Origin of the sequence: Paenarthrobacter nitroguajacolicus (assembly GCF_031455195.1) — a bacterium.
GTDB classification, from domain to species: Bacteria; Actinomycetota; Actinomycetes; order Actinomycetales; family Micrococcaceae; genus Arthrobacter; species Arthrobacter nitroguajacolicus_D.
In genome coordinates this window covers 180389-194289 of sequence record NZ_JAVDSH010000006.1, presented here as the reverse complement: position 1 = coordinate 194289, position 13901 = coordinate 180389, and the positions used below count along the sequence as shown (strand labels likewise).

The 13901-nt window shown below is 63.8% G+C and carries 11 protein-coding genes; all 11 read left to right on the top strand.

Features of this window, described 5'->3' with window-relative positions:
* The first annotated feature begins 2 nt into the window (after nucleotides 1-2).
* The 11 genes from argS to J2Y68_RS14695 all read left to right on the top strand — a co-directional run bounded on the left by argS (nucleotide 3) and on the right by J2Y68_RS14695 (nucleotide 13773).
* Nucleotides 3-1652, top strand: a complete 1650-nt coding sequence (argS, locus tag J2Y68_RS14745; RefSeq protein ID WP_309994497.1) for an arginine--tRNA ligase — start codon at nucleotides 3-5, stop codon at nucleotides 1650-1652.
* Nucleotides 1653-1656: 4 nt separating this feature from the next.
* Nucleotides 1657-3129: a diaminopimelate decarboxylase gene (gene lysA, locus J2Y68_RS14740; RefSeq protein ID WP_309994496.1), complete on the top strand. Its 1473-nt coding sequence runs from the start codon at nucleotides 1657-1659 to the stop codon at nucleotides 3127-3129.
* Nucleotides 3122-4438, top strand: a complete 1317-nt coding sequence (locus tag J2Y68_RS14735) for a homoserine dehydrogenase (RefSeq protein WP_309994495.1) — start codon at nucleotides 3122-3124, stop codon at nucleotides 4436-4438. The genes lysA and J2Y68_RS14735 overlap by 8 nt, the downstream gene beginning before the upstream one ends.
* Entirely contained in the window at nucleotides 4439-5542 is a 1104-nt protein-coding gene (gene thrC / locus J2Y68_RS14730; RefSeq protein ID WP_211711534.1) for a threonine synthase, read from the top strand.
* 2 nt (nucleotides 5543-5544) lie between these two features.
* Complete coding sequence (thrB, locus tag J2Y68_RS14725; RefSeq protein WP_309994494.1) at nucleotides 5545-6519, top strand: homoserine kinase; 975 nt, start codon at nucleotides 5545-5547, stop codon at nucleotides 6517-6519.
* A gap of 300 nt (nucleotides 6520-6819) precedes the next feature.
* Complete coding sequence (rho, locus tag J2Y68_RS14720; RefSeq protein ID WP_309994493.1) at nucleotides 6820-8991, top strand: transcription termination factor Rho; 2172 nt, start codon at nucleotides 6820-6822, stop codon at nucleotides 8989-8991.
* Between the two features lie 240 nt (nucleotides 8992-9231).
* On the top strand, nucleotides 9232-10305 hold the full coding sequence (gene prfA, locus J2Y68_RS14715; protein WP_014922181.1) for a peptide chain release factor 1: 1074 nt from the start codon (nucleotides 9232-9234) through the stop codon (nucleotides 10303-10305).
* A gap of 43 nt (nucleotides 10306-10348) precedes the next feature.
* A complete protein-coding gene (gene prmC / locus J2Y68_RS14710; protein ID WP_309994492.1) occupies nucleotides 10349-11221 on the top strand; it encodes a peptide chain release factor N(5)-glutamine methyltransferase in 873 nt (290 codons plus the stop codon).
* Between the two features lie 12 nt (nucleotides 11222-11233).
* Nucleotides 11234-12034, top strand: a complete 801-nt coding sequence (locus J2Y68_RS14705; protein WP_309994491.1) for an L-threonylcarbamoyladenylate synthase — start codon at nucleotides 11234-11236, stop codon at nucleotides 12032-12034.
* Nucleotides 12031-12816, top strand: a complete 786-nt coding sequence (locus J2Y68_RS14700) for a WecB/TagA/CpsF family glycosyltransferase (protein WP_309994490.1) — start codon at nucleotides 12031-12033, stop codon at nucleotides 12814-12816. Before J2Y68_RS14705 ends, J2Y68_RS14700 begins: the two co-directional genes overlap by 4 nt.
* A complete protein-coding gene (locus J2Y68_RS14695; protein WP_309994489.1) occupies nucleotides 12817-13773 on the top strand; it encodes a glycosyltransferase in 957 nt (318 codons plus the stop codon).
* The last annotated feature ends 128 nt before the right edge of the window (nucleotides 13774-13901 follow it).

Below are 13901 nucleotides of genomic sequence, written 5' to 3'. Positions count from 1 at the left end.
CCGTGACTCCCGAAGAACTCTCTGCTGCCATATCCGCCTGCCTCAAGGACGCCGTCTCTGCCGGTGAAATCGCGTTGACGGAAACGTCCGTGCCAGACGCCGTGCGGGTGGAGCGACCCAAGAACCGGGACCACGGAGACTGGGCCACCAATATTGCGTTGCAGTTGTCCAAGCAGGCCGGCATGAATCCCCGCGAATTCGCCACCATCCTCAGCAACCGGCTGCAGGCCATTCCCGGTGTAACGGGCGTGGATATCGCCGGCCCCGGCTTCCTGAACATTACCGTCGATGCCGCTGCGGCCGGTGCCTTGGCCAAAGCCATTGTTGAGGCCGGCTCCAGCTACGGTACAAACCAGGCCCTCGCGGGCCGCGTGGTCAACATGGAATTCGTTTCAGCCAATCCCACCGGTCCTCTGCATATCGGGCACACGCGCTGGGCTGCCTTGGGCGATTCGATTGCCCGCGTCCTCCGGGCTTCCGGTGCCGACGTCACCGCTGAGTACTACATCAACGACGCCGGTTCGCAGATGAACGTCTTCGCCAACTCCGTGCTTTCGCGGCTGCACGGCCGCGGAGTCCCCGAAGGCGGCTACCCGGGCGAGTACATCCGGGAACTCGGCGACGAGGTTCTGAAAGCCCACCCGGATGTCCGCGAACTGACTGACGAGGCCGCGCTGCCGGTCATCCGCGCTGCGGCCTACGAGGCCCAGATGGCCGACATCAAGACCACACTGGCCGGATTTGGCGTGGAGTTCGATGTCTTCTTCTCCGAGAAGGAACTGCACGACGCCGGTGCGATCGAATCCGCCGTGGCGCGCCTTCGCGAGCAGGGCCACGTGTTCGACGACGGCGGTGCCGTCTGGTTGCGCACCACCGATTTCGGCGACGACAAAGACCGCGTCATGATCCGTGCCAACGGCGAACCGACCTATTTTGCAGCGGACGCCGCGTACTACCTGTCCAAGAAGGACCGCGGATTCACCGAGAAGATCTACCTGCTCGGCGCGGACCACCACGGGTACATCAACCGTTTGAAGGCCATTGCCGCGTGTGCCGGTGACGACCCCGAGGTCAACATTGAGGTCCTGATCGGCCAGCTGGTGTCCGTCAACGGCGCCAAGCTGTCCAAGCGTGCGGGTAACATCATTGAGCTTAAGGACCTCATTTCCTGGCTCGGCAAGGATGCTGTTCGCTACTCCCTGGCCCGCTTCCCGGCGGATTCCCCCCTGACCCTGGACCCGGAACTGTTGAAGAAGCACAGCAACGAGAACCCGGTGTTCTATGTGCAGTACGCCCACGCCCGCTCCCGCGGTACGGCACGGAACGCCGAGGAGGCTGGCGTGGACCGTTCTGTCTTCGACGCGTCGCTGCTGGACCACGCCACGGAAAACGAGTTGCTCTCCTATTTGGGCAGCTACCCGTCAATCGTTGCGAAAGCTGCCGAACTGCGGGAACCCCACCGGGTGGCCCGCCACCTCGAGGTCATCGCCGGTGCCTACCACCGCTGGTACGACGCCTGCCGTGTCTCGCCCCAGGGCGACGAACCCGTCCAGGACGTCAACCGCACCCGCCTGTGGTTGAACGACGCCACCAGCCAGGTGCTGGCCAACGGACTCGAACTGCTGGGCGTCTCGGCGCCGGAACGGATGTAGGGCCATGAACACAAACGCTGCACACGCTTCACCGCTCGCTCCGGATTGGTTGGCCGTCCCTGAGGACCTCAACGCCCTGCAGTCACCCATGTGGGCTGCGGGCGTGGAGAAGAACGACGCCGGCGAGGTCACCATAGACGGCCTTGCTGTCAGTGCGCTGAAGGAACAATTCGGTACACCTCTGTTCGTTATGAGCGAGTCGGATTTCCGATCCCGCGCCCGGGCGTTCAAGGACGCCTTCGACGAAGCTTTCGCGGACATCTGCGGGGGAGTGGACGTCTACTACGCAGGTAAGTCCTTCCTGTGCACTGCAGTGGCCACTTGGGTGGCTGAAGAGGGGCTTCGCCTGGACACCTGTTCCGGGGGTGAGCTTGCAGTTGCCGCCCGCGCGGGGATCCAGGGGGCCAACCTTGGTCTGCACGGCAACAACAAATCCGACGCTGAAATCAACCGTGCCCTGGACATGTCCCTTGGCCGGATCGTGGTGGATAGCCTCGATGAACTGGAACGGGTGGCAAAGATCGCCTCCAGCCGGGGCGAAACGGCCAAAGTCATGCTGCGGCTGACCCCGGGTGTTCACGCCCACACCCATGAGTTCATCGCCACTGCCCACGAGGACCAGAAGTTCGGCCTCTCGATGGCGGGGGACTCCACCGACGAAGCAGGGCTCTCGGCAGCAGAAGAGGCAGTGGCTGCGGCCACCGCCTACGACAGCATTGAGTTGCTGGGCCTGCACTGCCACATCGGCTCACAAATTTTCGAGCCTGACGGCTTTGCCTTGGCTGCGGAGAAACTCCTCGGTTTCCTTGCTGCCATGCAGGCGAAATACTCCATCACCCTTCCCGAACTGGACCTCGGCGGAGGTTACGGCATCGCTTACACGCCTGTGGACACGCCCCGGCCTGCAGCCGAGATCGCGCAGGCGATGGCCGACGTCGTTCGTTCGACGTGTGCCCAACTTGGCATCACCGCGCCCCGGATCTCCATCGAACCAGGACGCGCAATTGTGGGAAGCAGCACCTTCACGCTCTATGAAGTTGGCACGCTCAAAACCGTCCGCGTCGACGTCCCGGAGAGTGAAACGGGGGAGAAGAACGTTACGTATCCGCGGCGCTATGTGTCGGTGGACGGCGGGATGAGCGACAACGCCCGTCCGGTGCTGTACGACGCGGATTATTCGGCAATTTTGGCTTCACGCGACTCCACGGCCGTTCCGCAGCTGTCCCGCGTAGTGGGCAAACATTGCGAGAGCGGCGACATAGTTGTTAGAGATGTATATCTGCCCGCGGATGTGGCAGCCGGTGATTTGCTCGCAGTACCGGGTACCGGCGCCTACTGCTGGGCCCTCTCCAGCAATTACAACTACCTGGCCCGGCCTGGGGTTGTCGCTGTACGCGACGGAGCCGCCCGGCTGATAGTCCGCGGGGAAACCGAAGAAGATCTCTTGAACCGCGACATGGGAGTGGCGAATGTCTGAAGTGCAAACCTTGAAGGTGGCCCTGCTGGGTTGTGGCAACGTTGGGGCCCAGGTTGCGCGGATTCTGATTGACGACGCCGATGCCTTGGCCGCCCGCAGCGGGGCCCGACTGGAACTGTCGGGCATTGCCGTGCGCACCATCGATGCACCGCGCGACGTTGAGCTGCCCCGTGAACTGTTTACCACGGATGCCGACACCCTGGTCAAGGATGCGGACCTCGTCATCGAGCTCATGGGCGGCATTGAGCCTGCCCGTTCTTTGATCCTGACGGCCATCCAGAACGGTGCCTGCGTGGTTACCGGCAATAAGGCGTTGCTCGCCCAGGACGGCCCCACCCTCTACGAAGAGGCTGACAAGGCAGGCGTCCAGCTGTCCTACGAAGCGGCCGTGGCCGGCGCGATTCCCATCCTGCGCCCCATCCGCGACAGCCTGTCTGGCGACCGCATCACGCGGGTGCTGGGCATCGTCAATGGCACCACCAACTTCATCCTCGACCAGATGGACACCACCGGCGCACAGTTCGCTGACGCCCTCGCAGAAGCCCAGCGGCTCGGGTACGCAGAAGCGGACCCTACTGCCGACGTCGAAGGTCACGATGCCGCCGCGAAGGCAGCCATCCTGGCGTCCTTGTCCTTCCACACCCGCTTTTCCCTGGACGATGTCTACTGCGAAGGCATCACCAAGGTCAGTGCTGCGGACATCGCCTCGGCCAAGGAAGCGGGCTTTGTCATCAAGTTGCTCGCCATTGCCGAAAAGATTGAATCTTCGGATAACGGCAGCGGCATTTCGGTGCGGGTACACCCCACCCTCCTGCCCCGTGAGCACCCGCTGGCAGCCGTTCGCGGAGCCTTCAACGCGGTGTTCATTGAGGCCGAAAACGCCGGCGAACTGATGTTCTACGGCCAGGGCGCCGGGGGTACCCCCACCGCATCCGCCGTATTGGGCGATCTCGTCTCCGCAGCCCGCCGCCTCGTGCTGGGCGGCCCGGGCCGAACGGAAACCACCACGGGGCACGTCCCTGCGCTGCCTATCGATGCCTCGAACACGAGCTACTACATTGGCCTTGATGTCGCCGACCAGGCCGGCGTCCTGGCCCGCATTGCGCACATCTTTGCCGAGCACGGCGTGTCCATCGAGACCATGCGCCAGACAATCCACCGCGACGCGGCCTCCAAGGTCGAGTCGGCGGAGCTGAAAATCGTGACGCACCGTGCATCCGAAGCTGCACTCGCAGCAACCGTCGAGGCCGTGAAGGGCCTTGACGTCATCAATTCTGTGACATCCGTACTGCGGGTAGAAGGGGTCTAAGTGGCTCACCAATGGCGCGGAGTAATCCGCGAATACGCTGATCGTTTGCCCGTAACGGAAGCCACCAAGGTCATCACCCTCGGCGAGGGCGGTACTCCGCTCGTCCACGCGCAGAAGCTCTCTGAGCTCACCGGCTCGGAGGTGTACCTCAAGGTGGAGGGCATGAACCCCACGGGTTCCTTCAAGGACCGTGGCATGACCATGGCCATGACCGCGGCCGTGGAAGCCGGTGCCAAAGCCGTTGTCTGTGCCTCTACTGGCAACACCTCCGCTTCGGCGGCGGCCTACGCAACCGCCGCAGGGCTCAAATGCGCAGTGCTCGTCCCCGAAGGCAAGATCTCCATGGGCAAGCTGAGCCAGGCCATCGCGCATGGCGCCACCTTGCTCCAGGTGGATGGCAACTTTGACAACTGCCTGGACATCGCCCGCAAGCTCGGCGAGGCCTACCCGGTCTTCCTGGTGAACTCCGTCAATCCGGCGCGCATCCAGGGCCAGAAGACCGGCGCCTTCGAAGTGGTTGACTCGCTGGGCGACGCTCCCGACATCCACGTGCTTCCCGTCGGCAACGCCGGCAACATCAGCGCCTACTGGAAGGGCTACAAGGAATACTCCGCGCCCTTCGAGACCGCCAACGGAACGCTTCCCGCCGTCTCCACCAAAACCCCGATCATGTGGGGCTTCCAAGCTGCAGGTGCCGCGCCCTTCGTGGCAGGGCACCCCATCACCGAGCCTGACACCATCGCCACTGCCATCCGCATCGGCAACCCGGCGTCTTGGGACACCGCTGTAGCGGCCCGCGATGAATCAGGCGGACTGATCGAGGCCGTCACCGATGAGGAGATCCTGGCGGCACACCGTTGGTTGTCCGCCAAGGAAGGCGTCTTCGTCGAGCCCGGCTCCGCAGCCGGCGTTGCTGGCCTGATCAAGAAGCACGCGGCGGGCGAGGTTCCTTCGGGCAAGACCATCGTCATCACCGTCACCGGTCATGGACTCAAGGATCCGCAGTGGGCCCTTCGCACCGAAGACGGCAGCGATGTCCAGCCCGTCAAGGTGCCGAACGACGTCGTCACCGTTGCCGCAGAACTGGGACTGGAAGAAAACTAAGAGTGGAATCAACGCAGCCCACCGCGACCGATCGTGCACTCGTCGCGGCAGGCCAGCGGCTGACCGTCAAGGTGCCCGGTACGAGTGCCAACCTGGGCCCCGGCTACGACAGCCTCGGCTTGGCCCTGTCCATTTACGACACCTTGACAGTGGAAACCCTTGGCACCGGAGAGCTCGAGTTCGAGCTCTCCGGTGAAGGGGCTGATACCCTCCCTCGCGATGCCAGCCATTTGGTGGTCCGGGCCATCGACTTGGCGCTGGATCGCCTGGGCTTCCAGCGTTCGGGCCTGAAAATTACGGCGGTCAACGTCAATCCCCATGGCCGGGGGCTTGGCTCGTCCGCGTCCGCCGTCGTCGCGGCCGTGACGGCCGCCAATGCCTTGGTTCCCGAGGAATCCAGGCAGGACCGCGACTGGATCCTGCAGCTAACCAGTGAGATCGAAGGTCACCCGGACAACGTCGCACCGGCGATTTTCGGCGGACTGGCGCTGTCATGGCAGGACAGCGAGCAGTACAGCAGCACCCGTGCCGACGTAGCACCCGACGTGATCCCAGTGGTGGCAGTGCCCGATTACGAACTGTCCACGGAAACTGCCCGTGGCCTGCTCCCGGCATCCGTTGGCCACCACGCGGCAGCCATGAACTCCGGACGTGCAGCCCTGCTCATCCACGCACTGACTGCGCAGCCTGAGTTCCTGCTCCCGGGCACTGAAGACTACCTCCACCAGAGCTACCGCGCGCAGGCAATGCGCCCCAGCGCGGATCTCATTTCGGCGCTCCGTTCCGCGGGGCATGCAGCCGTAGTATCGGGCGCCGGCCCCACCGTGATGGTGCTGGCCAACGGCGAACGCGAAGCCGCGACTGTTGCTGAATTCATCGGGGCATTCACGGCGGCCAACACACCCGAGGTCGGCTGGCGTGTGATGACGCTGGCCGTAGACGTTCAAGGTGCTAGAGTGGAAGTGCACCGCCGGTAAAACCGCGGGCAGTTCCCTGATTTTGGATCGCGGCAGTTTCGCCGTACCTTTCGTCAACTGTGCCAACGTTGGTGGTGTCGTCTCTTTCCGGCCTCAGGTGCCGCAGATCTTTCTCTGTTCCTGATCATTCGGCCGGCTGTCCGGGTAACTGGATCCAGTGATGACGATCAGTATCCGGCCCTGGTGGCCACAATCCATCAGGCACGGCCAAATCGCAGGCTGCAGATCTGAACTGCAGCCCAGAACAAATCATCGCGTCCAGCTCTCGCTCTGGACGCCGTCGAGGGGGAAGGATCCTTCGTGACAGAAACCACTGAGCTGTCTTCAGCTGTGGACACAACATCTTCTGCTGCCGAGTCGTCAACGGCAGCAACCACCAAGAGCAGCGGGCTTGCGGGCCTTAAGCTCGCCCAGCTTCAGGCTCTCGCGAGCCAGTTGGGCATTTCCGGGGGATCCCGCATGCGCAAGGGAGACTTGGTCACGGCCATTTCCGCCCACCGCGCAGGCACGTCCACTACTAAGGCCCCCGCCAAGGCAACGGCCACGGCAAAGGGTAACGCCGCCGTAGCCAAGGAAGCTTCGGCCCAGGAGGTCAAGGCCTCTGACAACGGCGCCTCTGCGCAGTCGGTTGAAGCCCCGGCCCAGGAAGCCCCCCGTGCCCGCGGACGTGGCCGAAGCCGCCGCGCCACCAGCGACGGCGTAGTAGCGGCTGCTGAAGCCGCTGCGGCCCCGGCCGAGCCCGTAGCTGCACCGGTTGCTGAGGCACCAGCATCCACGGAAGCCCTGGAGGCAGGCACCGAGCGTCGCCAGCCCCGCACCCGTAACCGCCGCCGCGGCGAAGCAGCAGCCCCCGCTGAGGTATCAGAGGCTCCGGCCGCTGAGCAGCGCACCGAGCAGCGTGCTGACCGCACCGAGCAGCGCGAACAGCGTGCCGACCGCACCGAGCAGCGCGAACAGCGTGCCGACCGCACCGAACAGCGTGAGCAGCGTGCTGACCGCACGGAACAGCGTGAGCAGCGTGCCGACCGTACAGAGCAGCGCGAACAGGCTGACTCCGGCGACCAGCGCGACCGCCGCGACAACACCCGCGGTCGCCGTGATGACAACAACGACGGCGAAGACACCGGCAACCGCCGCAACCGTCGCAACCGTCGCGACCGCAACGACCAGAACGACCGCAGCGACCGTCGCGGGGGTCAGGACAGCCGTGACGGAAACACCCGCAGCGACCGCTTCCGCGACCGCAACGAACGCCGCCGTGGCCGTGCACAGGGACCGGACGTTGACGACGTCGAGGTCACTGAAGACGACGTGCTGCTGCCCGTAGCAGGCATTCTTGACGTCTTGGAGAACTACGCGTTCATCCGTACGTCCGGATACCTCCCCGGTGCCAACGACGTCTACGTTTCGCTTGCACAGGTCAAGAAGTACAACCTCCGCAAGGGCGACGCCGTCGTCGGTGCCATCCGTGCACCGCGTGACGGCGAAGACCGCAGCCAGCAGTCGGCCCGCCAGAAGTTCAACGCGCTGGTTCGCGTTACTTCCGTCAACGGCAAGACGCCGGAAGAGCTCAAGGACCGCGTCGAGTTCGCCAAGCTCGTGCCGTTGTACCCGTCCGAGCGCTTGCGCCTCGAGACCGACCCCAAGAAGATCGGTCCGCGTGTCATCGACCTCGTGGCTCCCATCGGCAAGGGCCAGCGTGGCCTGATCGTCTCCCCGCCGAAGGCCGGTAAGACGCTCATCCTGCAGTCCATCGCAAACGCAATCACCACCAACAACCCTGAGGTCCACCTCATGATGGTGCTGGTTGACGAACGTCCCGAAGAAGTCACGGACATGCAGCGCACCGTCAAGGGCGAGGTTATTGCCTCAACCTTCGACCGTCCCGCAGATGACCACACCACGGTTGCCGAGCTCTCCATCGAACGCGCCAAGCGCCTCGTGGAAATGGGTATGGACGTGGTAGTCCTCCTGGACTCCATGACCCGCCTGGGCCGCGCGTACAACCTGGCAGCACCGGCTTCCGGCCGCATCCTGTCCGGTGGCGTGGACTCCGCTGCCCTGTACCCGCCCAAGCGCTTCTTCGGTGCTGCCCGCAACATCGAGAACGGCGGCTCGCTCACCATCCTGGCAACGGCTCTTGTCGAAACCGGTTCCAAGATGGACGAAGTCATCTTTGAAGAGTTCAAGGGCACCGGCAACATGGAGCTCCGCCTGTCCCGCCAGCTGGCAGACAAGCGCATCTTCCCGGCCGTGGACGTCAACGCGTCCGGCACGCGCCGCGAAGAGAACCTGCTCTCGCCTGAAGAAGTCAAGATCATGTGGAAGCTGCGCCGCGTCCTGTCCGGACTGGAGCAGCAGCAGAGCCTTGAGCTGCTGACCAACAAGATCCGGGAAACACAGAGCAACGTCGAGTTCCTCATGCAGGTACAGAAGACGACGCTTGGAGCGAAGTCGGATAACGACAAATAGCTGCTTTACTGAGCCGCTGATTCTGCTGCCCCCGCCCCTACGCGTGGTGGCCAGGTCCTGACGGACCCGGCCACCACGCTCCGGCAGGCCCGAAGCCACTCCGGGGGCAGCAGAATCAGCGGCTCGTTCCGTTTTCGGCCCACCTTCCCGGGCCGGTAGTTAATAACTCGACGGCGGTCGTGTCACCTTCCGCTGTTTGCGCCACTAAACTTGAGCGCAGCGTTGAAAGGTTGTTTGAAAATGTTTGAGTCCGTACAGGGATTGCTAGATGAGCATGCTGCTATCCAGGCGCAGTTGAGTGATCCTGCCGTTTATGCTGATCAGTCTGCGGCCAGGAAGTTGGGGCGTCGTTCGGCTCAGCTTCAGGGCATTGTGGAGGCTTACAACAAGTGGCGCGGGCTCAACGATGATCTTGAAGCTGCCAAGGAGATGGCTGACGAGGATCCTGAGTTCGCTGCTGAAGTTGTGCAGTTGGAAGAGCAGATTCCCGCGGCGCAGGAGCGGTTGCGTCGTCTGCTGATCCCGCGCGATCCCGATGACGCCCGCAACGTGATCCTTGAAGTGAAGGGCGGCGAAGGCGGAGACGAAGCCGCTTTGTTCGCCGGCGACCTCCTGCGCATGTACATGCGGTACGCAGAGTCCCGCGGTTGGAAGACCGAGATGATCTCCGCCACCGAGTCGGACCTCGGCGGTTACAAGGACGTTGCCGTTGCCATCAAGGGCAATTCGAACGATCCCGCGCAGGGCGTGTTTGCGCGGTTGAAGTTCGAGGGCGGCGTTCACCGGGTGCAGCGGGTGCCCGTCACCGAATCGCAGGGCCGCATCCACACCTCCGCGGCCGGCGTGCTGGTGCTCCCCGAAGTGGATGAACCCGAAGAGCTCGAAATCAACCAGAACGACCTCAAGATCGACGTCTACCGGTCGTCAGGTCCCGGTGGCCAGTCCGTGAACACCACGGACTCCGCCGTCCGCATCACCCACTTGCCCACGGGCATCGTTGTGGCGATGCAGAACGAGAAGTCCCAGCTGCAGAACCGTGAAGCCGGTATGCGCGTCCTTCGCGCCCGTCTCCTCGCCCACCAGCAGGAGCAGATCGATGCCGCCAACTCCGAGCAGCGCAAGTCGCAGATCCGCACCATGGACCGTTCGGAGCGGATCCGTACGTACAACTTCCCGGAAAACCGGATTGCGGACCACCGCACGGGTTACAAGGCCTACAACCTCGACGCCGTCATGAACGGCGATCTGGAGCCCGTCATCCAGTCGGCCATCGAAGCTGACGAGCAGGCGCGCCTGGACGCCATCGGCGAATAGTCTCCGTAAGGAAGACCGCGCCGTACACGCAGCAGGGACACCAATGACGTTTTATGCAGGCCAGAGCCTCGCGGACGCTGTCCGCGAGGCTACTGCCGTCCTCACCGCGGCCGGCGTTCCCACGCCCCGCGTGGACGCAGAACTTCTTGCGGAGCACCTCATGGGTGTCGGCCTTGGCCGACTTCGTGCCATGCTCCTCGGCAGTGATCCTGCCCCGGAAGGCTATGCGGACCTGGTGGCCGAACGTGCCGGGCGCGTCCCTTTGCAGCACATCACCGGCGTCGCGTACTTCCGTTACCTTGAATTGCGCGTCGGCCCCGGTGTGTTCATACCCCGGCCCGAAACGGAATCGGTGGTCCAGTTGGTCATCGATCACCTGACAGGAGTGCCAAACCCGAAAGTGGTGGACCTGGGTACTGGTTCGGGTGCGATCGCAGGTTCAGTAGCCCACGAGGTCCCGGGGGCCGACGTCCACGCAGTGGAATTCAGTCCGTTCGCGCACGCGTGGGCAGCGAAGAACCTCCAGCCGCTGGGGGTCGCACTGGTTCAAGGGGACCTGCGCGATGCCCTGCCCGAACACAACGGCACCTTCGACGTCGTCGTTTCCAACCCGCCGTACATTCCCGCGGAGGCGATACCCACAGAACCGGAAGTTGCACTCCACGATCCCCCCGAGGCACTGTACGGTGGGGGAGCGGACGGCATGGAACTCCCGACGGCGGCGGCAGCCTCAGCAGCGCGACTCCTGAAACCCGGCGGCTACTTTGTGATGGAACACGCAGAAGTCCAGGCGGCGTGGATCGCCGGAATGCTGCGACGCTCGGGACGTTGGAATGACGTCACCACGCACTTTGACCTGAACGGCAAGGAACGTGCCACCAGCGCAGTGCTGGCAGGCGCTGCTCCTGATGAGTGAAAGAATAGGGCTGTGACCACAACCTACAACTGCACTTCCGATGACCAGCGGACTGAGGGCCTCCAGCATGCCCAGCGCGCCATCAGCGAAAAGAAGTGCATCGTGCTTCCCACGGACACTGTTTACGGCATCGGTGCGGACGCCTTTTCACCCCTGGCCGTCACCATGCTGCTCGCTTCCAAAGGCCGCAGCCGCCAGATGCCTCCGCCGGTTCTGATTCCCCGGATCAATGCCCTCGACGGGTTGGCCACCGATGTTCCGGCGGATGCCAGGTCCCTGGCCCAGGCTTTCTGGCCCGGCGGCCTGACCCTCATTCTGCATGCACAGCCGTCCCTTGACTGGGATTTGGGCGACACCAAAGGCACCGTCGCCCTCAGGATGCCCGATGACGAGATCGCTTTGGATCTTCTGGGCCTCACCGGCCCGCTCGCTGTCTCTTCCGCCAACCGCACCGGCCAGCAAGCGGCGCAGACAGCCTCCGAGGCCCGCCTCCAGCTTGCGGAGTCGGTAGAGGTCTACCTGGAAGGTGGCTTCCGGCCCATCAAGGGCACCGCAGCACTGCCGTCCACCATCGTCGATGCGACGTCCACGCCCTTCCGTGTGGTTCGCCAAGGCGCCATCGAGCTTGAACGCTTGCGTGAAATCGTTCCGTCCATCCTCGGTTTTGGGGAAACCCTGGGGGAGGTCCCGGCACCGCAGCCTGAACCTGGGGAAACCACCGCCGACGACGCGCCTGTTGCTGCCGCCGTCGAGCAGTCACCTGAGGCCGATATCGCGGAACCAGGCGCTCCAGCCCAAGCCAAGCCCGAATGATTCCCGACCGCCAGCGCGTCCCCGTCCTTGACGTCGACGCTACTCCGCTGCGCGTTGATGAGCTCATCCATGCCATGGGCGGCCTCATTGCGGAGGGCAATACCGCTACAGTGCTGGGTCACAACCTCCACAGCGTTACGCTGTTCCACTCCTGCCCCGATTTCCGCTCCCTCTACCAGGACAGCGCCATCGTCCTGCTGGACGGAGCGCCCGTGGCCTTGTTGTGGGGCCTGGCCCACAGGAAGCAACTGCGTCCCCTCGGCCAAGGAGCCATGGCCTACCGGCTTGGTTCCATGGATTGGATTCCGGAGCTGGGGAAATTGCCCGGATTGCAGCGCCTGGCAGTGGTAGGTGCTGGTCGTGAGGCCAACACGAAGGCAGTTATGCGGCTGCGATCCATCGTTCCCGGAGTGCGGGTTGACGGCATGCCTGGTGAAGGCTGGGATGGCGCCACGGAGGACGCGGTCGTGAAGTGGCTCAGCGACTTCCGTCCCCAACTGGTGCTCCTGGGCCTGGGTATGCCCCTCCAGGAAACTGTCCTGCTGCGACGGCTCGGGGAGCTGCCGCCAGCTGTGTATTGCGCAGTCGGTGGCGCCATTGAACAGGTAGCAGGCATCCAGAAGCTGGCCCCACGCTGGCTCGGACGCCTGGGCCTGGAGTGGGCGTGGCGCCTGCTGCTCCATCCGGAGCGGGTTGCCTACAGGGTATTTGTTGAACCGTGGAAGCTGGCTGGCCTCTTGATTCGCCGCCGCTTCCAACCGTCCCAGACCAAAGGCCAGTGAATGACCTCCCAACCATTTGTGGTCGCCGTCGTGGTGACCTATAACCGGCTTGAACTTCTCCAGACAACCCTGGCAGGGATCGCCTCCGGCACCCGGGTGCCTGACGCCGTCGTCGTTGTCGACAACGCCTCCACAGACGGAACGTCGGAGTTCCTGCGCACCTACCGGGGGCCGGTGACCACGGACGTGGTGACGTTGAATACCAACGTCGGTGGTGCGGGCGGCTTCGCCGTCGGGATGGAACGCGCAGTCCTGGACCACGGCGCAGACCACGTGTGGATCATGGACGACGATACCGAGCCCCAGCCCAAGGCGCTGCAGGAGGCGCTGGACCTTGCCCAGGCATATGGGCAGGACACGGGACACGTCCCTGGTTTCATTGCCAGCCGCGTCGTGTGGACCGACGGCCGTGACCACCCCATGAACCGCATGCGTCCCCGGATGGGAGCAAGCGACGAATCCCGAAGCTCCGCTGCCCGGCTGGGCGCCACGCAAATCCGCAGCGCGTCGTTCGTTTCGGTCCTGATCCCGGCAGCGGAAATCAGGCGCCACGGACTGCCCATAGCTGACTACTTCATCTGGAACGATGACCTTGAGTACACAGCCAGGGTTTCGCGCAAAGGCATCGCACTGAGCACAAACGCGTCGGTCGCCAACCACCACACAAAAGTCTTTGGTGACGCAGGCGCTGACCCGGGCCCCCGCTTCTATTACGAGGTACGCAACAAGGTGTGGGTCTACACGAGGTCCAACGCACTGGCGCCATGGGAAAAGGTACTGTTCACCGGCGCTTCACTGCGAAACTGGACCCGCACGATCGCCGCCTCCAAGAACCGGAAGGTACTGTTGGCCGGGCTTTTCAAGGGCCTCCGGGACGGACTTAAGGCCCCGCGATCCAACGCCGAAGTGCTGGCCGGGATCTATGCGCTGCGCGATGTCCGGCAGCCCGTCCGGTAGCAAAAAAGCGGTGCTAAGGCAGCTAAACAACTTGGGGTCCTGCGGCTGCGTCACAGGCTGGTCACGGCCGATGGCATTAGTATCGTGACAAGAGTCCACGAAAATCCCGCAACATTCGGCAGAGCCGG